General features: G+C 63.1%; 17 protein-coding genes and 3 tRNA genes. 5 read left to right on the top strand and 15 right to left on the bottom strand.

Features of this window, described 5'->3' with window-relative positions:
* Window positions 1-11: 11 nt before the first annotated feature.
* Window positions 12-590: a NuoB/complex I 20 kDa subunit family protein gene (locus MJ956_RS09030; protein ID WP_253964147.1), complete on the bottom strand. Its 579-nt coding sequence runs from the start codon at window positions 588-590 to the stop codon at window positions 12-14.
* A complete protein-coding gene (locus MJ956_RS09035; protein WP_206454294.1) occupies window positions 581-946 on the bottom strand; it encodes an NADH-quinone oxidoreductase subunit A in 366 nt (121 codons plus the stop codon). The genes MJ956_RS09030 and MJ956_RS09035 overlap by 10 nt, the downstream gene beginning before the upstream one ends.
* Window positions 947-1,321: 375 nt before the next feature.
* Between MJ956_RS09035 and MJ956_RS09040 the strand changes: the two genes are divergently transcribed.
* Window positions 1,322-1,651: a hypothetical protein gene (locus MJ956_RS09040; RefSeq protein WP_253964148.1), complete on the top strand. Its 330-nt coding sequence runs from the start codon at window positions 1,322-1,324 to the stop codon at window positions 1,649-1,651.
* 94 nt (window positions 1,652-1,745) lie between these two features.
* Here the strand turns inward: MJ956_RS09040 and MJ956_RS09045 are convergent.
* Window positions 1,746-1,822: transfer RNA gene (locus MJ956_RS09045), tRNA-Asp, on the bottom strand.
* A gap of 251 nt (window positions 1,823-2,073) precedes the next feature.
* Here MJ956_RS09045 and MJ956_RS09050 point away from each other — a divergent pair.
* A tRNA-Val gene (locus MJ956_RS09050) sits at window positions 2,074-2,149 on the top strand.
* A 284-nt stretch (window positions 2,150-2,433) separates the two neighbouring features.
* Here MJ956_RS09050 and hupB read toward each other — a convergent pair.
* From hupB to MJ956_RS09085, 7 genes are all read right to left on the bottom strand, one after another.
* Window positions 2,434-2,712 (bottom strand): DNA-binding protein HupB, encoded by a 279-nt coding sequence (hupB, locus tag MJ956_RS09055; RefSeq protein ID WP_253964149.1) that lies wholly within the window; start codon window positions 2,710-2,712, stop codon window positions 2,434-2,436.
* A gap of 166 nt (window positions 2,713-2,878) precedes the next feature.
* Complete coding sequence (gene lon, locus MJ956_RS09060; RefSeq protein WP_253964187.1) at window positions 2,879-5,290, bottom strand: endopeptidase La; 2,412 nt, start codon at window positions 5,288-5,290, stop codon at window positions 2,879-2,881.
* 242 nt (window positions 5,291-5,532) lie between these two features.
* Entirely contained in the window at window positions 5,533-6,801 is a 1,269-nt protein-coding gene (clpX, locus tag MJ956_RS09065) for an ATP-dependent Clp protease ATP-binding subunit ClpX (protein WP_253964150.1), read from the bottom strand.
* A gap of 233 nt (window positions 6,802-7,034) precedes the next feature.
* On the bottom strand, window positions 7,035-7,667 hold the full coding sequence (locus tag MJ956_RS09070; RefSeq protein ID WP_253964151.1) for an ATP-dependent Clp protease proteolytic subunit: 633 nt from the start codon (window positions 7,665-7,667) through the stop codon (window positions 7,035-7,037).
* Window positions 7,668-7,853: 186 nt separating this feature from the next.
* Complete coding sequence (locus tag MJ956_RS09075; protein ID WP_253964152.1) at window positions 7,854-10,229, bottom strand: mechanosensitive ion channel domain-containing protein; 2,376 nt, start codon at window positions 10,227-10,229, stop codon at window positions 7,854-7,856.
* Between the two features lie 169 nt (window positions 10,230-10,398).
* Complete coding sequence (gene tig, locus MJ956_RS09080) at window positions 10,399-11,763, bottom strand: trigger factor (protein ID WP_253964153.1); 1,365 nt, start codon at window positions 11,761-11,763, stop codon at window positions 10,399-10,401.
* 77 nt (window positions 11,764-11,840) lie between these two features.
* Window positions 11,841-11,925 (bottom strand) — tRNA-Leu (locus MJ956_RS09085).
* 421 nt (window positions 11,926-12,346) lie between these two features.
* On the opposite strand from MJ956_RS09085, the gene MJ956_RS09090 reads away from it, so the two are divergent.
* Both MJ956_RS09090 and trmFO read left to right on the top strand, forming a co-directional pair.
* Entirely contained in the window at window positions 12,347-12,490 is a 144-nt protein-coding gene (locus MJ956_RS09090) for a DUF1127 domain-containing protein (protein WP_253964188.1), read from the top strand.
* Window positions 12,491-12,973: 483 nt separating this feature from the next.
* Entirely contained in the window at window positions 12,974-14,395 is a 1,422-nt protein-coding gene (gene trmFO / locus MJ956_RS09095; RefSeq protein ID WP_253964154.1) for a methylenetetrahydrofolate--tRNA-(uracil(54)-C(5))-methyltransferase (FADH(2)-oxidizing) TrmFO, read from the top strand.
* Here the strand turns inward: trmFO and MJ956_RS09100 are convergent.
* The 5 genes from MJ956_RS09100 to yajC form a co-directional block, all read right to left on the bottom strand.
* A complete protein-coding gene (locus tag MJ956_RS09100) occupies window positions 14,327-16,246 on the bottom strand; it encodes a DUF4153 domain-containing protein (RefSeq protein ID WP_253964155.1) in 1,920 nt (639 codons plus the stop codon). The genes trmFO and MJ956_RS09100 overlap by 69 nt on opposite strands.
* Window positions 16,247-16,314: 68 nt before the next feature.
* Window positions 16,315-17,145 carry a phytoene/squalene synthase family protein gene (locus MJ956_RS09105; protein ID WP_253964156.1) on the bottom strand — a complete coding sequence of 277 codons (831 nt, stop codon included), beginning with the start codon at window positions 17,143-17,145 and terminating at the stop codon, window positions 16,315-16,317.
* Between the two features lie 6 nt (window positions 17,146-17,151).
* Entirely contained in the window at window positions 17,152-17,541 is a 390-nt protein-coding gene (locus tag MJ956_RS09110) for an Mth938-like domain-containing protein (RefSeq protein WP_253964157.1), read from the bottom strand.
* A 7-nt stretch (window positions 17,542-17,548) separates the two neighbouring features.
* Complete coding sequence (gene secDF, locus MJ956_RS09115) at window positions 17,549-20,128, bottom strand: protein translocase subunit SecDF (RefSeq protein ID WP_253964158.1); 2,580 nt, start codon at window positions 20,126-20,128, stop codon at window positions 17,549-17,551.
* Between the two features lie 137 nt (window positions 20,129-20,265).
* Window positions 20,266-20,607: a preprotein translocase subunit YajC gene (yajC, locus tag MJ956_RS09120; protein WP_253964159.1), complete on the bottom strand. Its 342-nt coding sequence runs from the start codon at window positions 20,605-20,607 to the stop codon at window positions 20,266-20,268.
* A 130-nt stretch (window positions 20,608-20,737) separates the two neighbouring features.
* Between yajC and MJ956_RS09125 the strand changes: the two genes are divergently transcribed.
* Window positions 20,738-21,625: an ATP-binding protein gene (locus MJ956_RS09125; RefSeq protein ID WP_253964160.1), complete on the top strand. Its 888-nt coding sequence runs from the start codon at window positions 20,738-20,740 to the stop codon at window positions 21,623-21,625.
* Window positions 21,626-21,663 lie beyond the last annotated feature (38 nt).

The following is a 21,663-nucleotide window of genomic DNA, read 5'->3' on the forward strand; positions in this document are numbered from 1 at the left end:
AATCGTCAACCTCAGCGCTCGATGGTGCCGGTGCGGCGGATTTTCTTTTGCAGCAGAAGCACGCCATACAGCAGCGCCTCGGCGGTCGGCGGACAGCCCGGCACGTAAATGTCGACGGGCACGATCCGGTCGCAACCGCGGACCACGGAATAGGAGTAGTGGTAATAGCCGCCGCCATTGGCACAGGAGCCCATCGAGATGACGTAGCGCGGCTCCGGCATCTGATCGTAGACCTTGCGCAGCGCCGGCGCCATCTTGTTGGTCAGCGTGCCGGCGACGATCATGACGTCGGACTGGCGCGGCGAGGCCCGCGGCGCGAAGCCAAACCGTTCGGCGTCGTAGCGCGGCATCGACATCTGCATCATCTCGACGGCGCAGCAGGCCAGCCCGAAGGTCATCCACATTAGCGATCCGGTCCTGGCCCACTGGATGGGATCGTCGGTCGAGGTGACCAGGAAGCCCTTGTCGGCCAGCTCATTGTTGATGTCGGTGACAAATGGGTCATGCGTCGGGGCGACGGCGCTCGCGCTCGCGGTCCCGGTCGACGGCGCGTGCGCCACAAGCGGCCGGTAACCTTCACTCAATCCCATTCCAGGGCCCCCTTCTTCCACTCGTAAATGAAGCCGACCGTCAGAACGCCGAGAAAGACCATCATCGACCAGAAACCGAACCAGCCGAGGGTGCCGAAGCTTGCCGCCCAGGGAAACAGGAACGCGACTTCAAGATCGAAGATGATGAAAAGGATCGACACGAGGTAGAATCGCACGTCGAATTTCATCCGCGAATCATCGAAGGCGTCGAAGCCGCACTCGTAGGCGGACAGCTTTTCGTCGTCAGGCGCTTTGAAGGCGAGCAGAAACGGCGACACCAATAGCGCCAGACCGATGACGAGGGCAACGCCGACGAAGATGACGATCGGCAGATAGGATGCAAGCAACTCCGGCATCTCGATATTCCAATCCCTGACGGACAGCTTGAAGATCGCGACGGTCCAGACGACGACCGCCGCCGCGCGGTGCCACCGAGGCGTATGGCACGCTGCCTCCCGGTCGCTGTTCAACGCGGCGAAGAGACCGGGCGCTTCCTCGCATTGCGGCGAGGATTATCGCCTTCCTTCTGTTGAGGCAAGGCTTTGAGAGCCAATGGTCGACGACCATTCACGACGGGACTTGCGAGCAGCGGTTTCGGGCACGTAAAGCGGTGGCAGGCGCACCTCTGGTGTTCCGGGTCGCGCAAGCGCTAGATTGGCGATCGCGGCGCGCGGCAGCCGGAATGCGACGTGTGTCGGCAAGCGTCCGGCGCAGCAACGACGGAGAGAGCGATGACACCCCGTGAGGTGCCGCAATGGCAGTCCATGCGAAGCGCGCAACGCGACGGCAATCGCATTCTCGTGACGCTTCGGGCGAGCGAACAAGGCCCGGCGGAAGTCGACACAGTGCGCTGGACGACGCCACGCAACGCGCCGGAAAAATGCTGGGTCGCCACGGATTGCGATCCGCAATGCCCCGTCACCTATCAGGACGACGAACTTCTGGCCTGGATGCCGATGCCGGCGCCGCCATCGGGCAAGACCGCGAGCGATCCCGTAGTAGACTGGCCGGAGCCGGCCCTCGAAAGTGACTTCCAAGAGGCGGCCGGATCGGGAATTTGAGCGCCGAGGTGACGCGGACCCGGCCGGTCCGCGAGCATGAGGCCGCTCTCCCCCATCGGGGAAGCGGCATCGGTGTCGATTGTCGTGGATAAAATGGCGCGAGTGACGGGGCTCGAACCCGCGACCTCCGGCGTGACAGGCCGGCACTCTAACCGACTGAGCTACACCCGCGCTCGACCGCTTGCTGCGGCTTGTGAGGCGGTCGTTTACGGACATCCCCCTATGCTGTCAAGCAGAACCGGGCAAAGTTTCTCGGGCTATTCGCGGGAAGCTCGACGCGCTCGCGACGCCGGTCATTTTCGCTGTCGCGGCCAGTGGCCACCAGGCGGTGAAACGGGCCCCTGTTGCGAGGCGCCATTGGGCCGTCGCGCACAACGACCGGCTTGCCAGCAAGTCCTCGAACGCTTAGACGAAGCATCGGCGGGCGATTAGCTCAGTTGGTAGAGCGCCTCGTTTACACCGAGGATGTCGGGAGTTCGAGTCTCTCATCGCCCACCACGCTCTTGCCGGACCGAGCACAGGCGCGATTTTGGCGGTCGAACCCGCTACCTGCTCAGCTGGCGCAAGCCCTGCCCCGGCTACGCTTGCGGGATGGGCGATCGAGCCCTCGTCCCGGCAGGCAGACGACCGGGGCTCGCCAAACGGCCCCCCACCGCCCTTCAAGTCAAAATCTCGCGTCTCCCGCCTTCGGGTTCGATCTGCCTGCCGCGCGAGGACCTGAACGCAATTCGGCCGGGCGCTGACGCCCGGCCGACATTCGAAAAGATCGCGATATGTCATCGTTATCGGTTGTTGACGGCGTCCTTGAGGCCCTTGCCGGCAGCGAATTTCGGCACGTTACGCGCCGGGATGTCGACTTCGGCGCCGGTCGACGGGTTGCGCCCCTTCGATGCGGCGCGGTGGGACACGGAAAATGTCCCAAAGCCTACCAGACGAATATCATCGCCTTTGGCCATCGCGCCCTGAATGGCTTCGAAGACAGCGTCCACCGCGGAGCTGGCCTGCTGCTTGGACAGTTCCGACTTCTCCGCGACAGCAGAAACGAGCTCATTTTTGTTCATTAGGATACCCTCCTGATTCTTTTGGCAATAACGACTCCGTGAGCACGGTGCGCGACCTTCGCGGATCGAAACGCCTTCGGCAACGGCAAGATGCCCGATTTCTCGGGCTTTGCAAAAAAAATGCCGCCGAAATCGGCGGCATTTTCAACAAATCTTAACGGTGCGCCTAGTGGGCAACAGCCGTGGCGCCGTCCTCGACATCGGCGCGGCCCGTCAACGGTTCGTCGGCCTCGGACCATTCGACCGGCGTAAGCTCCCTGACGAGCGCGTGCTTCAATACCTCGCCCATCCGCGCGACCGGCACGATCTCGAGCTGATTCTTCACGTTGTCGGGGATTTCCGCGAGATCCTTGGCGTTCTCCTCCGGGATCAGGACTTTCTTGATACCGCCGCGCAGCGCCGCCAACAGCTTCTCCTTCAGACCGCCGATCGGCAACACCCTGCCGCGCAGGGTGATCTCACCGGTCATGGCGATATCCCGGCGCACCGGTATGCCCGTCATCACTGAGACGATGGCGGTCGCCATCGCGGTGCCGGCCGACGGGCCATCCTTCGGCGTCGCGCCTTCCGGCACATGGACGTGGATGTCGCGCTTGTCGAACAAGGGCGGCTTGATGCCGTAATCCAGCGCCCGCGAACGGACATAGGAAGCAGCGGCGGAGATCGACTCCTTCATCACGTCCTTGAGATTGCCGGTCACGGTCATCTTGCCCTTGCCCGGCATCATGACGCCCTCGATCGTCAGCAATTCGCCGCCGACCTCGGTCCAGGCAAGCCCGGTCACCACGCCGACCTGATCGTCGAGCTCGGCTTCACCGTAACGATACCGGGGCACGCCGAGGAAATCGCCAATGTTGGCCGCAGTGACTTCAACCTTGGCCGCTTCACCCTTGAGGATCTGCGTGACCGCCTTGCGGGCCAGCGTCATCAGCTCGCGCTCGAAATTGCGTACGCCAGCCTCGCGAGTGTAACGCCTGGCGATTTCCTGCAGGGCGTCGGTGCCGACGGAGAATTCCTCCTCCTTTAACGCGTGATCGCGGATCGCCTTTGGCAACAGGTGCCGCCGGGCGATCTCGACCTTCTCGTCCTCGGTGTAGCCGGCGATCCGGATGACCTCCATGCGGTCCAGCAGCGGACCTGGAATATTCATCGTGTTCGCCGTGGTCACGAACATCGTCGAGGACAGATCGTATTCCACCTCGAGATAGTGATCCATGAAGGTCGAGTTCTGCTCGGGATCCAGCACCTCCAGAAGCGCCGACGACGGATCGCCGCGGAAATCGGCGCCCATCTTGTCGATCTCGTCGAACAGGAACAGCGGGTTGGTCTTTTTGGCCTTCTTCATCGACTGGATGACCTTTCCGGGCATCGAGCCGATATAGGTGCGCCGATGACCTCGGATCTCGGCTTCGTCGCGCACGCCGCCGAGCGCCATGCGCACATATTCGCGTCCCGTCGCCTTGGCGATCGATTTGGCGAGCGACGTCTTGCCCACACCCGGAGGGCCGACCAGGCAGAGGATCGGGCCCTTCAGTTTCGACTGCCGGCTTTGCACCGCGAGGTACTCGACGATCCGCTCCTTGACCTTTTCCAGCCCATAATGATCGCCGTCGAGGATCGCCTCGGCCTTCTTCAGGTCTATCTTGGTCCGCGACTTGACGCCCCAGGGCAGACCGAGCAGCCAGTCGAGATAATTGCGCACCACGGTCGACTCGGCAGACATCGGCGACATCTGCTTGAGCTTCTTCATTTCGGCGTTGGCTTTCTCGCGCGCCTCCTTGGAGAGCTTGGTCTTCTTGATCCGCTCTTCCAGCTCGGCCATCTCGTCGCGGCCTTCCTCGCCGTCTCCGAGCTCCTTCTGGATCGCCTTCATCTGCTCGTTGAGGTAATATTCGCGCTGGGTCTTCTCCATCTGGCGCTTGACGCGCGAGCGGATACGCTTCTCGACCTGCAGCACCGAAATTTCCGATTCCATGAAGCCGAGCGCTTTCTCCAGCCGTTCGCGCACGCTGACCAAGGTCAGCATGTCCTGCTTCTCAGCAATCTTGATCGCCAGGTGCGAAGCCACCGTGTCGGCGAGCTTGGAATAGTCGTCGATCTGGCCGGCCGCACCAACGACCTCGGGCGAGATCTTCTTGTTCAGTTTGACGTAGTTCTCGAACTCCGACACGACCGATCGGGCGAGCGCCTCGATCTCAACGGGATCCTCGTCCGTCTCCGCGATGATCCGCGCCGAAGCTTCGTGCCACTCGGTGCGCGGACTGAAGGTGTCGATATGGGCGCGGCCGATGCCTTCGACGAGAACCTTGACCGTCCCGTCCGGCAGCTTCAGCAACTGCAGAACGTTGGCGACGGTGCCAACGTCATAGATCGCGTCGGGCGCTGGATCTTCGTCGCTCGCGTTCTTCTGCGTCGCAAGCAGGATCTGCTTGTCGGCGCCCATCACCTCTTCAAGTGCCTTGATCGATTTTTCCCGACCGACGAACAGAGGAACGATCATGTGCGGGAACACGACGATATCGCGCAACGGCAGGACCGGATACAGCAAAGCCTCACCGGCTCCCTGGCGTTCTGGCATCTGAGTCATGAGTTTCCTTTCCACGGCATATGCCGTCTACGGCCGTCCGCTTCGAGCCTTCGTTAAGCACTCGTGGCCGACGCCTTCATCGATCGTCAATGTGGGCGCCAATGGCCGGCAATTCAAGCGATTCGGAGCATAACCGAGCCGCAAACCAGTTGCCCGACACCAAAAAAGCCCGCCCCGGCGGGAAGCCGGGACGGGCTCTCATGCCGTCCGCCGATTCCCGAAAATCGAGACTGTCAGGCGCTGACGTTTTCCTTCTCGCCGTTGCGCTCGGCATAGATGTAGAGCGGGCGGGCGTTGCCCTCGATCACATCCTCGGAGATCACGACCTCCTGCACACCTTCGAGCGTCGGCAGATCAAACATCGTGTCGAGCAGCATCGCCTCCATGATCGAGCGCAGACCACGGGCGCCTGTCTTGCGCTCGATCGCCTTGCGGGCGATCGCCTTCAGCGCATCCTCATGGAAGGACAGTTCGACATTCTCCATCTCGAACAGGCGTTGATACTGCTTGACCAGAGCATTCTTGGGCTGTTCCAGAATCTGGACGAGGGCTACCTCGTCGAGGTCCTCGAGCGTCGCCAGAACCGGGAGACGGCCGACGAATTCCGGGATCAGACCGAACTTCAGAAGGTCCTCGGGCTCCACCTGACGGAAGACGTCGCCGGTGCGCCGTTCGTCCGGCGCGGCGACATTCGCGGCAAAGCCGATGGAGGTCTTGCGGCCACGATCGGAGATGATCTTGTCGAGGCCGGCGAAGGCGCCACCGCAGATGAAGAGGATGTTCGCGGTATCGACCTGCAGGAACTCCTGTTGCGGATGCTTGCGCCCGCCCTGCGGCGGCACGGAGGCGACCGTGCCCTCCATGATCTTCAACAGCGCCTGCTGCACGCCCTCTCCCGATACGTCCCGGGTAATCGAGGGGTTGTCCGACTTGCGGCTGATCTTGTCGATTTCGTCGATGTAGACGATGCCGCGCTGCGCCCGCTCGACATTGTAGTCGGCCGACTGCAACAGCTTGAGGATGATGTTCTCGACATCCTCGCCGACGTAACCGGCCTCGGTCAGCGTCGTGGCGTCCGCCATCGTGAACGGCACGTCAAGGATGCGCGCCAGAGTCTGGGCCAACAGGGTCTTGCCACAGCCGGTCGGACCGATCAGCAAGATGTTCGACTTAGCCAGTTCGACGTCGTTGTTCTTCGCCGCATGGGCAAGGCGCTTGTAATGGTTGTGCACCGCGACCGAGAGCACCTTCTTGGCAAAGGACTGGCCAATGACATAGTCGTCCAGGACCGCGATGATCTCCTGGGGCGTGGGCACCCCCTCGCGGGACTTCACCATGGAGGATTTGTTTTCCTCCCGGATGATGTCCATGCACAATTCGACGCATTCGTCGCAAATGAAAACCGTCGGGCCGGCGATCAGCTTACGGACTTCGTGCTGGCTCTTTCCGCAGAAAGAGCAATAGAGCGTGTTCTTGGAATCGCCGCCGCTCGCTTTGCTCATTCGTCTTTCCTTCCGATCCGGTCCCCTCCAGGGATCCGTTTCTCATTGTCTTTGCCGAGCGTACCCCCAACAGGGCAGGCGGCAAAGCGACTTTGCCCCGAAGGGTCGCGGAACAGGCGTCTACGCACTTTTGCACATCATCCGACATAACGTCGATTGCTTGAGTGGTCCTTAACGCGTCGTCCGGCAATATCGAACGCGGAGTGTGGCCGCGACGTGGCAAATGGTATTTGCTACTTGTTTACATCGGCCTCAAGGGAGGCCCGCGACGAATACACCGTGTCGATCAGACCGAACTCCTTGGCCTCGTCGGCCGTCATGAAGTGGTCACGATCAAGCGTCCGGTCAATGGTCTCGTAGTCCTGGCCGGTATGCTCGACATAGACCTCGTTCAGACGGCGTTTCAGCTTGATGATGTCCTGCGCGTGACGTTCGATGTCCGAGGCCTGCCCGGAGAATCCGCCCGATGGCTGATGCACCATGATGCGCGCATTGGGCGTCGCGAACCGCATCTCCTTCTGCCCGGCGCACAATAGCAGCGAGCCCATCGACGCCGCCTGACCGATGCACAAGGTCGAGACCGCCGGCCGGATGAACTGCATGGTATCGTAGATCGCCATGCCGCTCGTTACGACGCCGCCCGGCGAGTTGATGTAGAGCGCGATTTCCTTTTTCGGGTTCTCGGCCTCGAGAAAAAGCAGCTGGGCGCATACCAGCGTCGCCATCGAATCCTCGATCGGTCCCGTGATGAAGATCACCCGCTCCTTGAGCAGACGCGAAAAGATGTCGTAGGCGCGCTCGCCGCGATTGGTCTGCTCGACCACCATCGGGACGAGATTCATCGCGGTTTCCAAGGGGTGCTTCATCAGTCGTCGTCTCGCTGCTTGTTCGGGTGGAGCGGCGCCGGACGGCCCCGCCTTTAAGAATCGATGATCGTGTCCGACGCCGTAGATAGGGCTTGGCAAAGGGCCGATGCAAGCCGTCAGCCGACGGCATTCTCGCAGTTTGGTTCGCCAACGTCGCGGATATGACGCAACTTCGCCGCGCCGACGTCAGCCACGGTCTCCGCCGGCGCTATCGATGTCGCTGTCGCTGGGCGGAATCGGATGGCCCGCCGCGTCGGTGGAGCCGTAGTCCGAGCCGCTGGTCTCCTGCGTCGCTCGCCCCGCGTCGCTCGACCTGGGCCCCGCGTCGATCTGGCGCCTTCCCGGCGCGACCATCTCCTCGGCCGCTATGCGCACGGGCGGCGCCTTGCCGGCCCTGTCCTCTCCGAACCAGACCGTCATATGCGGGAACGGAATTTCAATGCCACGTTCGTCGGCAAGGCGCTTCACGATCTCGCGATAGGCGCGACCTACACCCCATTGGGTGCTTGGCTTGGTCATGACACGGGCACGCACGACGACAGCCGAATCGCCAAGCTCCTGTACACCCCACATGTCGAGATCACTGATCAGATTGGCACCGACCGAGCTTTCCTTCAGTTCCTCGAAGGCGTCGTGCATCATCTGCTTCACGTCCTCGACATTTTCCCGATACGCGACCCCGATATCGGCGACGTAATAGGCGAAATCCTTGGAGTAGTTGGCGACCTGATCGACCGACGAGAACGGGATGAGATACCAGGTTCCGTCGACGGTCCTGAGCCCGACCGAGCGCACGGTGAGCTGTTCGACGACGCCGGAAACACCATTTAATTCGACGATATCACCCTCGTTCATGGCATTCTGGATCTGGATGAAGGCGCCGGTGATGATGTCCTGCACAAACTTTTGGGCACCGAAACCGATCGCCAGACCGACGACACCCGCACCGGCGAGCAGCGGCGCGATATCAATGCCGATTTGCGACAGGACCAGCATCGACACGATCACCACCATGGTGATGGTGAAGGCGTTGCGAAACAGCGAGAGCAACGTGCGTTCCCGCGCGGTCGGAACCGAGCCGAAATTCGGATTCATCCGATATTCGATCCAGGACGAGACGCCGATATAGAAGGCCACGCCGATAGCCAGGATGACGCCGGCCCCGATGAGGCTGCCCATGACGCGCTGGCTCAGCAGGCCGCCCAAACCGAAGCGGAAGCTGAACAGATGCCACGACTCCAGTATGACCCCGAGAACGATGAGGACGACGACGACCCGAACCACGGTGAGCATTTTCGGGATGAACGCATTCACGCGCCTTTCCAGCAGCGGTATCCGCTCGCGCCAGCCCTGCGGGATCGGAATGCCTTTGGCGATTATCCGTGACAGGATGGAGACGATCAGTCCGCCTAACGCCATCGCGCCGATCGACTTGAGGGTCGCGGTGACGACGAAGCTCAGACCTGAATCAGGACTTTGCAGCCACACCACGAACAGCGCCAGCACGAAGCCGATGGCCAGTATCCACCAGACCTGTCCGATGAACGCGTTGAAGCGCGCGCCGAAGCTCTTGTCGCCATGGTGCTTGGCGCGCTTCAGGCGTTCGCGGACGATGCCGCGGTTCTTCAGGATCAGGCCGACCGCGAGGAACAGCGACAACACTACGCCGATGAGCCGGGTGGCATCGGCTGCCGCCACGCTCGAAGACTGCTGCACGATCGGGGCGACGAAGAGAAACGTGTAGCCGAGAATCGAGATCAGACGGGAAATCCAGAAGTACCAATAGCTCGCCTGGCGGTCTGAAAACGGTGTCAGGCGAAGCTTGGGATAGGTCGGGGCAACGAATGTCCCGAGCGCCACCTTGATCATCTCGATCAAAAGGAAACCATTGAGGAACAGGGCCTGATTGAGGCCCGGCCGACCGCCGAAGAAGATGGTTGCCGCCACGTAGCCGGCCGCCCAGCTACCGACGATCGATACCGCGTCTACAAGGGCGGAAAGAAGCAGAAGCAGCAATTTGCGCACGGGGCCCGACTGCGAGGCTTCGGCCGCGAGCCGGCGAAAAATGGGCGTCTTCAGCAGACGGCTCGCAGCCAGGACAAGAAACACGACGATGGCAACGAGACCGACCGGCAAGGTCGCCACAAGGACGTTCGGGAGGTCGATAGCACCAGCACCGGCCAGTATGGCGAGCGCCGAGCTTGCGCTTTGCCGCAGATTTCCCCAGGTCTCGGCGACACCGCCGATGAGGGCCCGGGTGGATGCGGCGATCTCTCCGGGCAACGTTCCGATGACCGGCGCTCCGCCAGGCTGGGCGGCGCCATTCGTGCCCTCGGCTTCTGGCGCCTTGTAGGCCGCGGCTTTCAGTGATTCGACGAGTTTGGCGCGAGTCTCGTCGTTCTCCAGGATTTTGATCAGATCATCGAGATTGGCTGTATCGCCGGATCCGGCGGTCGCCGACGTGGTGCTGGAAAGCCCGGGAATCTGCGCCGCGCTGGTCCCGGCCCATAACCCGAAGCCAAGAAACAGTAAGGTGACGGCAAACGTCGTAAGTCGTTGCATACCGGAAATAGCCTGTGTCGTTTGGCGTGAGCTGACGCCTTCCGCTCTCGAGCCCGATCTATCGACCTGGGCTTTGACGAGACTGAGGCCCAAGACCGACAGCGCCACGCAAAAAGGGGCCGGCTTTCGCCGACCCCACGTTACATTTCGCTTCACAAAATAGCGCGCATCAGGAGGCGAGCGCCGCTTCCTTGTCATTATCGTCCTCGGCCATCAGATCTTCCTTGCTGACGGTCTTGTCGGTGACGTCGACCTCGGCAAGGAGGTGATCGACGACCTTCTCCTCATAGAGCGGCGCTCTGAGGCTTGCCACGGCGTCCGGCGTCTTCTGGAAGTACTCGTAGACCTCCTGCTCCTGTCCGGGGTAGCGGCGAACCTGCTCGAACATAGCGCGCTGCAGCTCCTCGTCGGTGATCTGCACGCCAGCCTTTTCGCCGATTTCCGACAAGACCAGGCCAAGCCGGACCCGACGTTCGGCCAGGCGACGGTACTCGGCCTTAGCGTCCTCCTCTGTCGTGTCCTCGTCCTCGAAGCTCTTGCCGTTCTGCTTCAGCTCGTTTTCGACCTGGGTCCAGATATTGGTGAACTCGGCTTCGACGAGCTTCTCCGGTAAGGCGAAGTCATAGGTTTCGTCGAGCGCATCGAGCAGCTGCCGCTTGACCTTCTGGCGTGTGGCAAGGCCGTACTGGCTTTCGATCTGCTCGCGCACGACCGTCCGCAGCCGCTCGAGCGATTCGAGCCCCAGTTTCTTGGCCATCTCGTCGTCGATCGCCGTCTCGACCGGCGCCGAGACCTCCTTGACAGTGACGTCGAAGGTGGCGGCCTTGCCGGCGAGATGGGCGGCGCCGTAATCCTCGGGGAATGTCAGCTCGACCGTCTTCTCGTCGCCCGCCTTGACGCCGACGAGCTGCTGCTCGAAGCCGGGAATGAACTGGTTGGAGCCCAGCACCAGATTGGAATCGGTGGCCGCACCGCCGTCGAAGGCTTCGCCGTCGATCTTGCCGACGAAGTCCATGGTGACACGATCGCCGTCCTTGGCCTTGCCCTTCTTGGGCTCGTAGGTCCTGGCGTTCTCCGCGATCCGCTTGACCTGTTCGTCGATCTCCTCGTCGGAAACCTCGACGACCGGGCGCTCGATCTTGATGCCCGTGGTGTCCTTGAGCTCGATTGCCGGGAGCGTCTCGTAGGCGAGCGTGAACTTGAAGTCCGACTGGCCGCTCAGAACCTTCTCCGCCTCGCCCTCGTCCTCGGTCATCCCGATCTCGGGCTGCATGGCGGAACGCTCGTTGCGCTCGGCGATGACCGTGCGAGGCGTTTCCGTCAGGATCTGGTTGACGATCTCGGCCATCATCGACTTGCCGTACATCTTGCGAAGATGTGCGACGGGGACCTTGCCCGGCCGGAAACCCTTCAGCCGCACCTGGTCCTTGGCCTCGTAGAGCCGTGTCTGGAGGCGCGCTTCAAGATCCGAGGCGGGCACGACGATCTCGATCTCGCGCTTCAGCCCCTCGGCCTTGGTCTCCGTTACCTGCATTCTCGATACCTTCTTGATCTTGCCAGGGCCGACCTGTGCCGACCGAGCCCGTTATGAATTCCTTGAAAGCGCCCGAATGGTGCGGGTGGAGGGACTTGAACCCCCATGCCTCTCGGCGCTTGGACCTAAACCAAGTGCGTCTGCCAATTCCGCCACACCCGCATGGTGCGCCGAACAATGGGCGACGCGAGGCGCGCGCCTCTATATCACCGGCATTCCGGCCACGAAAGGGCAAATTTGGCTTGAATCGGCCGTGCGCCCTGTTTGGAGAAGACCAGCGCCGACCGACGCCGATTGAGGACCGACGCGGCCTGATGCCTCACACGATGCTTAACCGCAGCTTAACGAAACGCTCACGCAGCACGCCTCGCAGAGCCCGAATGTCCCGATCCTCTCATCAACATATTGATTTCGCTCGTGTTGCGCCATATTTTTGTTGCGTTGCACAAATTGCAAAGCTGCCATGCGTTTGGACGGCTGGCATCCTTCGATCCGGCCGCCTAACTTCCTGGTCAACGAGGCGACGCTGAGGGATCAACCGGGCCGCTTCAATCGATTAAAGTCAGACAACCAGGTGAAGACAATGAACATCGTCCGCTCTTACAACAACTGGCGCCGCTACCGCGAGACGGTCAACGAATTGAGCCGTCTGTCGCAGCGCGAACTCACCGGCTTCGGCATCGCCCGCGGCGACATCAGCGCGATCGCTCGCCGCACGGTCGGCTGAACGGCCACCTGACCCATTCGGTTTCGCGACGGCCCATCCTCCTCCCAGGGCCTAGCGGATAAAGGTCCGCCCATCTTCCTCCCAGAATGGGGCGGATCTTTCAAAGACGCCCGCCGGGTCCTCCCCCCGGCGGGCGCCATAAAGATCAAAGTTTCGCCGAGGGTTGTTCCTCCCAGACCCCGAGGCGGACAAGTGCCCGCGCATCCTCCTCCCAGCGCGGGCATCTCTCGGTCGGCCGTCGGGTCCTCCCCCCGGCGGCCGATGAGAGGGAAGTTTCGCTGAAGGTCCACCTCCTCCCGGGCCGGATGCGGATTGTAGCCTGCGCATCCTCCTCCCAGCGCAGGTACGTTTGAAACCCGTCGGGTCCTCCCCCCGGCGGGTTTCGTCGTTTCCGGGCGTGGTGGGCGCCTTTATTGTCGTCCAATGCTCTCGACGCGCATCCGACCCTTTCGGGATGGCGCACCGGCTGCTAGAATCTTTTCCATGTCGAACAAACCCATTCATGTCGTCGGCGGCGGGCTCGCCGGCTCCGAGGCCGCGTGGCAGATCGCCGAGCGCGGCATCGCAGTGGTGCTCCACGAAATGCGGCCCGTGCGCGGTACCGACGCACACCAGACGGATCGCTTCGCGGAACTGGTGTGCTCGAACTCATTTCGCTCGGATGACAGCGAAACCAATGCCGTCGGCGTCCTGCACGCGGAAATGCGGCTGGCGAACTCGCTGATCATGCGCGCGGCCGACGCCCATCAGGTGCCGGCCGGCAGCGCGCTCGCCGTCGACCGTGAAGGGTTCGCGCAGGCCGTCACGACGGCGATCGAGGACCATCCTCTGATCCGGATCGAACGCGGCGAAGTCGAAGGTTTGCCGCCCGAGGAATGGGGCCCCAGCATCGTCGCCACCGGTCCGCTGACAGCGCCCGCCCTGGCCGAGTCCATTCGCGCCGCGACGGGATCGGATGCGCTGGCCTTCTTCGACGCGATCGCGCCGATCGTCCATTTCGATTCGATCGATCTGGACAAAGCCTGGTTCCAGTCGCGCTACGACAAGGTCGGCCCCGGCGGCACCGGCAAGGACTACATCAACTGCCCGCTCGACAAGGAAACCTACGAGCGCTTCGTGGCGGCGCTCATCGAGGGTGACCGCACCGAGTTCAAGGAATGGGAAGGCACGCCCTATTTCGACGGTTGTCTGCCGATCGAGGTGATGGCGGAGCGAGGCCCCGAGACACTTCGCCATGGCCCGATGAAGCCGATGGGTCTGACCAACGCCCACGAGCCCGACATCAAGCCCTATGCGGTCGTGCAGCTGCGCCAGGACAATGCCCTCGGCACGCTCTATAATATCGTCGGTTTCCAGACGAAGCTGAAATACGGCGCCCAGGGTGATATCTTCCGAATGATTCCGGGCCTCGAAAACGCCGAGTTCGCCCGACTGGGGGGCCTGCACCGCAACACCTATCTCAACTCGCCGGTGCTGCTCGATGCGACGCTGCGGCTCAAGGCCTTGCCGCATGTGCGCTTCGCCGGCCAGATCACCGGCTGCGAGGGTTACGTCGAATCGGCTGCGGTCGGCCTGATGACCGGGCGTTTCGCGGCCGCCGAGCGGCTCGGCGAGACATTGACCCCACCGCCGCAGACGACGGCGATGGGCGCGCTCGTCGCTCACATCACCGGCGGTCATCTGGCTCACGAAGAAGACGGCGGCAAGCGTTCGTTCCAGCCGATGAACGTTAATTTCGGCCTGTTCCCGCCGCTCGACCCCGGAACGATCCGGAAACCGGAAGGCCAGAAGCGATTTCGCGGCAAGGAAAAGGCGATCGCCAAGAAGAAGGCGATGTCAGCGCGTGCCCTCGCCGACTATGCCGCCTGGCTCGGGCTCGATCCGGTCGCCGCCGCCGCCGAGTGACGTTTTCGCCGCGGCGCCAGCAGGCACTTCGACCGCTTCGGCCTGCCAGTCGGCGGCCCGGTAATAGAGCGCCAGGGTCGCCGAGAGGATCGCCCCGGTGTCGCGGGACAGCGACAATTGGCGCAGCGCCAGCCGGATTCGACGCCCGCTTGCGCTCGTGACATCGACGATCGGCGGCGCCAACCGATAAGGGTCGGTGGTAAAGACGGTTTCGGGCAGCGCGGCGATCGCATCCGCCAGATCGACGCGATCCGCGACGGCGCCGATCCGGATCGTGAGTTCCGAGCCCGAAATCGCGAGCGCGACGTCGCCTGGTCGCGCCGGCATCACGCGTTTTGCTCCGCCGACGCCCTCGGTGACCGCTACAGCGCGTTCCAGCACCGCGCGATCGAAGCCGGCGAGATCGACGGCAGCCCCGGCGTTGGCGGCGAAGCTGCGAACCTCGCTCAGTGGCGACGGAGCAGCCAAGCCTAACTCGGCGAAGACCATATTCATTTCCGTGCCGGGGCTGCCGCGCTTTGCCTCGGCGTAGCGCGCCGCTGCCCCGGGATCGAGAAAGGGCAGAATTCGGTCGAGTTCGCCGGCCTCTTCCAGCGCATAAAGACGCGAGCGCAACCGGACCTGTGCATTCGCGGGGCGATCGGCTGCGGGGATTCCGGACCCGACCATTCCGTCGCTCCAGCCGAATTCGGTCACGATCAGGCTGGTCTGACTTCGCCCTACCGTGCTCGCCGCGCCCCAGGGTCCGAACGAGGACAGTGCCAGCAGCATGATCGGAACCGACGCCATCCACCGGATATCGCCGCGCGTGCGGGGTACGGCCTCCAGGCCAACCACGATCGCCGCCGCAACCGCGGCAAGAGCCAGATAGTAGCGCTCCAGCGTCACGCCCTCGGCCAGGATCCGCAGCGAGACGGCATAAAAGAGGAATGCGAGGGGGACGAGCAACGCCAACGCCCAGATCCGCGCCAACAGACGCGTCGGCCATGCCCCGCCCGCAATGAAGGGATCGCTTGCGATCCGCAGCGACAGCAGGAGGAATGCAAACGTGGCGACGATCCAGCCAATCTCGTTTTTCGGCACCTCCCCCGTGACGAGGATTTTCGCGGCGTAGAGATGCAGCACGATCGCGGTAGCCAACACCAGCGGTGCCGCCACCCAGTCGACCAGGATCCGCACACCGGCAATCAGCCGGTCATCGCCAGTGATCGCGATCGTTTCGTCGAAGTCACGCGGGATGCGCCCAAGGGAAAACAGCGGTCCGATCAGGGCGAAGGCGGTCACATAGATGTGCTCGTAGGCGTCATTCGGCAGTCCGACATCGAGCAGAAACCGAATCATTTCCAGAATTGCGGACAGGCCGAGCACGAAAAGCAGCACCGACAGAAACGCCAGCGCGACGCCGACGATGGTCCCCAGGGAGAAGACCCAGAAGCGGCACGCGTCGTGCCGTCCGATATAAGGTGCCAGCGGAACGGCAAGAGTTGCGGCGAGGATCAAGGGTGGCGCGGTGACACCAAGGTCAGGCCCGAACCAGATCACGAGTCCGACGATCAATGCGGCCGCGATCGGCGAGACAACCCGTACTGACACGGGCAAGCGCCGTGTCTCGGCGAAGATCGCCGCAACGACGGAACTCGCAGCCGCCCCGTAAAGTGCGGCGAGGAGCCAGACGAAATCGGCTTCGTTCGGCACATAGATGTTCCGAACGGCGAGGTTGGAGACAATTGCGATCGCGACGACCAACAGCGTCGCGACCGGGAAGCGAAGGGCCGCGGAGCCGGCCCCTTCCGCGAGCGATTGCGTGAATCGGCCGAACCGGCCCGGGACGCGTTTCAATCTGCCGATCATGACGATCCCCGTTGCGTCCCAGTCGCCCGTTTCCATATTGCAACGGACCGGACAACCGTCTCACGCGATCAGATACGCATCGTCCGCCAGCAGAGAAAGGTCTTTCTCAGCGGGCCGATCCCGACAGGTGTATCAAGCGCCGCGAGCCCCGCCTGTTCGATCCGGTCGAGATACGAAGCCGCCAGCGCCGCTGGCAGGAAGGCAGGGCGGACCGCTCGTGGCATGTCCGCCAGATCTTGCCGCCAAGCGCGATCATGGTCACGACCGAAGGCGACCATTGCGGCCAGGGCCCGACTTGATGGTTCGTCCTCGCCCGCGACGAGATCGCCGGCCGTGCATCCCGCCGCCGCCAGCAGATCGGCCGGAAGATAGACCTGTCCCCGCGCACGATGCACCGGCAGCGACCGCAGGACGCCCGCGACCATCGTTGCGACGCCGGCATGGCCCGCGGCGTCGCTGAAACGATCCGCCTCGCCCCGCGACAGGATCATCGCCGCCAGCATGATCAGCGTCGAAGCGGTTTCGCCGGCATAGGCCTCGAACGCCTCGCGCGACGGCATCGGGTCGTCATAGAGATCGAAAATCCGGGCATCGAGCAGGCGATCGAAGGCGGAACGGGGCAATTGGTGGCGCTCGATCGTCTCCGACAGGGCCGCCGCGACCGGGTGTGCGGCCGCACCCTCGCCGTCTCCCGACAGAACATCCCGCCACCATTGCAGCCGAATCTCGCCCGGCATCGGCTGACTGACCTTATCGCGAATCCGGGCGATCTCGACATCGAAGGCATAGAGCGCCGCGAGGCCCGACCGCTTGTCGGCCGGAGCGAAGGCCAGCGAGATCGCCCGGTCGCGGTCCTCCGCCTCGACCAGGCGGATGCATTCGTCGGTGCTCTCGCTCATTCGAGATCAGTCGACCGCGACGAGCGCCGCGGCCACCGGGCGGCGTTCGGCCAACATGACATTGAAAGTCCGAACGGCTGCCCCGGTCGACATTGGATCGCATGAGATTCCCGCCTGCCTCATCCGGTCGGCCAGCGCTGGCGGCAGGCGCCGAATTTCGCGGCCGGTTCCGAACAGGAGGAAGCGGATATCGGCCGCGTCCTCGAAGATCTTGGCCAGCCGATCCCCAGCGAACGGCTTTTCCTCGGTCGCACCCCAACCGTAGATGCCGGAGGGAAGGCACAGGATCGAGCCGCGATGCGACATCTCGGCAAACCGGAATCCGCCATTGCCGTAAGCTTCGATCGGGGCGCGGCCGGGAAAATGCGCGGCCCGCATTTCGATACCCTTCGCCATGGTCCGGTCAGCTTTCGCGCGCGGCCGGGATACCTGTCCGCGCGGCTGCGTTCTCCTCGCGGTCGGCCTGGAAATCGGCCGGGCGCAGCTTGAACAGGATGAGAATCGGCCCCGCAACGAAGATCGAAGAATAGGTGCCGATCACGACGCCGAACAACATCGCCAGGACGAAGGAGCGAATGACCTCGCCGCCGAAGATCGCCAGGGCGGTAAGCGCCAGCAGGGTCGTCAGCGCGGTGAGAGTGGTCCGTGACAAGGTGTCGTTGATCGACTTGTCGAACAGTTCGATCAGCGACAGCTTCTTGTAGCGACGCAGATTCTCACGAACGCGGTCGTAGACGACGACGGTGTCGTTCAGCGAGTAGCCGACGATGGTCAGGATCGCCGCGATACTGGACAGGTTGAATTCGATCTGCGTCACGACCAGGAAACCGATCGTCATGATGACGTCGTGCAAGGTGGCGACGATCGCCCCAATCGCAAATTGCCACTCGAAGCGTATCCAGACATAGACAAGGATCGCCAGCATGGCCGCGAGAACCGCGATCGTGCCGGCCAAAGCCAATTCGCCGGAAACCGTCGGCCCGACGACCTCCACCCGGCGGAAGTCATAGTCGGCCGAGAGCGCGTCGCGCACTTCGTTGACCGTCGCCTGTTGGGCTGCGTCGCCGCTTTGTCCATCGGCGTTCTGCGAACCGATGCGGATCAGCGCTTCTCTCGGCGAGCCGAATTCCTGCACCGACACGTCGCCAATCGGGCGTCCGGTCAAAGCCGAGCGGATGCCGCCAATGTCGGCCGCCTCTCCCTTGGCCTGCACCTCGATCAGCGTTCCGCCGGTAAAATCGATGCCGAAATTCATGCTGAAGGTCGCGAAGCCGACCAGCGCGGCGATCGAGGCCGCGAGACTGGCCGCGAAGGTCCATTTGCGAATGGCCATGAACGGGATCTTCGTCACGTCCGGCACCAGATGCAGGAAGCCCTTCGGCAATTCCTTCGGGCGCTTGCGGCGGACCCACTCGGCGACCAGCCAACGGGTCAGCGTGAAAGCGGTGAACACCGTGGTGACGATACCAAAGGCAAGCGTCACCGCGAAGCCACGGACCGGGCCGGACCCAAGCGAGAACAGCACGACCGCCGCGATCAGAGTGGTGATGTTGGCGTCGATGATCGTCGCCAGTGCCTTCTGGAAACCGACGTCGATCGCCTGCACGACCGAGCGACCGGTGCGTCGCTCCTCGCGGATGCGTTCGTAGATCAGCACGTTCGAATCGACCGCCATGCCGACAGTCAGCACGATGCCGGCAATTCCCGGCAGCGTCAGGGTCGAACCAACGACCGACAGGAGCGCTACTATCATGACGACGTTCGCGACCAGCGCGATGTTGGCGATGATGCCGAGAAACCCGTAGGCCGCCAACATGAAGGCGACGACGAGGATCGAGCCGATGATGCCGGCGATCTCACCCGCGGCGATCGAATCGGCGCCCAATCCCGGACCGACCGTCCGCTCCTCGATGATGTTCAACGTCGCCGGGAGCGCGCCGGCACGCAGCAGAACCGCGAGGTCATTGGCGCTATCGACGGTGAAATTGCCGCTGATCTGGGCCTGGCCGCCAAGGATGGGCTCGCGGATATTGGGCGCCGACAAAACTTCGTCGTCGAGAACGATGGCGAAGGGACGCCCGACATTTTGCTGCGTCACCGCACCGAATCGTTGCGCGCCCTGCGTGTCGAAGCGGATGTTGACGACAGGCTGGTTGGTCTGGCTGTCGAATCCGGCCTGCGCGTCGGTGAGATTCTCGCCCGAGACCATCACCTGGCGCTGGACCAGGATTGGCTGGGGCGGCTGGTCATTCGTGTAGCGCAGTTCCGAGCCGGCGGGCGCGCGGGCGCCCCTTGCGACCTCGTCAGCCGAAGCGCTTTGATCGACGAGCCGGAAGGACAGCTTGGCGGTCTGATTGAGCAGCGCCTTCAGCCGTTGCGGATCCTGCAAGCCGGGAACCTGCACCATGATCCGGTCGTCGCCCTGGCGTTGGATCAGCGGTTCCGTCGTGCCGAGCTCGTCGACGCGGCGACGCACGACCTCGATCGAGTGCGCGACCGCCGTGGACGTTCGGTAGGCGATTCCCTGGTCGGTCAACGACAGGCTCAGGACACCGGGCTGGGGTTCGGCGACCGCCACTTCCGTCACCGTACCGCCGCTCAGCAGTCCGCTCGAAAGCGGCTGGGTCAGCGGTTCCAGCGCCTGGCGCGCGGCGTCGGACTGCCCCGGATCGCGCAGCCGAACCGTCACCGTCGTGCCGGAATCACTGAGTCCCGAATAGCCGATGCGCTCGGTGCGCAAGATCTGGCGCGCGTCGTCGCGCAAGGTTTGCAGACGCTCGCCCACCAGCGACGGACCGTCGATCTCAAGCAGGATGTAAGACCCACCCTGCAGATCGAGCCCGAGCGTGATCTTGTCGTCAGGCACGAAGGACGGCATCTGGTCGAGCGTCTGGGATGAAAACAGGTTCGGGGCAGCGTAAACCACCCCGAGAGCAACCGTCAGCCAGATTAGGATCGTTTTCCAGCGCGAAAAATAGAGCATAGGGGTCCCGAAAGGGTCGACGGTCGCTCCAGGGGAGCGCGATCCGTATCAAGCGTTCAGTCGACGCGGCCTGGACACGCACATGGCGTGTCTCGGACTAAATTAAGGCCGTTGCCTCGTTTGCTCAAGCAAAGCGGCTATTTGGTGTTCGCCGCCGCCGGTTCACCCTTCACGCGCACTTCGGCGACCATCGCCTGCACCAGCCGCACGCGCACCTGCTCGGAAATCTGCACCTCGAGCTCGCCGTTATCCAGCACCTTGGTCACCTTCGCGACGATACCGCCGCCGGTCACGACCGTATCGCCGCGGCGAATGTTGCTGAGCATCTCCTGGCGTTTCTTCATCGTCGTACGCTGGGGGCGGATGATCAGGAAATACATGATCGCAAAGACCGCCACGAACGGCAGCACACTGATCAGAAGATCGCTTCCACCGGCAGCGGGCGCAGCTGTCTGGGCAAAAGCCTCGGACACGAACATCAGGAACCTCTCAGGAAATGGGGCGGCGCAAGGCCTTTACGATCAGCGCGGAATATACGATCGGTCGCCTCGAATGCAACAAGCCGGCGAAAGACCCGGCGGGCCGCAACGAAAGAGACGAGATTTCCTCATGGATTCCGCCGAGTTCACCCACCTGATGCAGACCATTGACCGGATCGCGCGAAGTCTTGAGCGACTTGCGCCGCCGCCAGCCGCCGCGCCAGATTTCACCGCGGCCGATTGCTTCGTATTCGAACCGCCTGCCGCCCTCGCGCCGGTACGGAGGGTTAACCGCGTCCCCATCGAACTGCTCAGGGGCATCGACCGCTCGCGCGACATTCTCCTGGAAAACACCGAGCGCTTTGCCCGCGGGCTTCCCGCCAACAACGCGCTCTTGTGGGGCGCCCGCGGCATGGGAAAGTCGTCTCTGGTCAAGGCCGCGCACGCCGCGGTGAACGCGGCCCTTCCCGCAGGCGCCGCACGCCTCAAGCTGATCGAGATCCACCGCGAGGATATCGATCATCTGCCGCAACTGATGAGTCTGGTACGCGAAGCGCCCTGCCCGTTTCTTCTCTACTGCGACGATCTCTCCTTCGACATGGGCGACAGCGCCTATAAGTCGCTGAAGGCGGCACTGGAGGGTGGGGTCGAGGGTCGGCCCCCTAACGTGCTGTTCTACGCGACATCGAACCGGCGCCACCTCTTGCCGCGCGACATGATCGAGAACGAGCGTTCGACCGCGATCAATCCCGGGGAAGCGGTCGAGGAGAAGGTCTCGCTCTCGGACCGCTTCGGCCTCTGGCTCGGCTTCCATCGCTGCAGCCAGGACGAGTATCTGGCGATGATCGACGGTTATCTAGCCGCGTATGACATTGCCGCCGACCCGGAGATGCTTCGGCGCGAGGCACTCGAATGGTCGACGACCCGCGGCAGCCGGTCAGGGCGCGTCGCATACCAGTTCGTCCAGGATCTGGCGGGGCGGCTCGGCAGGCAACTGACCACGCAAGACGGCGCCTAGGGGGCAGATTCCGCTTCATCGACGAAACTTGGCGACAG

Source organism: Aurantimonas marianensis, from assembly GCF_024195285.1.
Classification (GTDB): domain Bacteria; phylum Pseudomonadota; class Alphaproteobacteria; order Rhizobiales; family Rhizobiaceae; genus Aurantimonas; species Aurantimonas marianensis.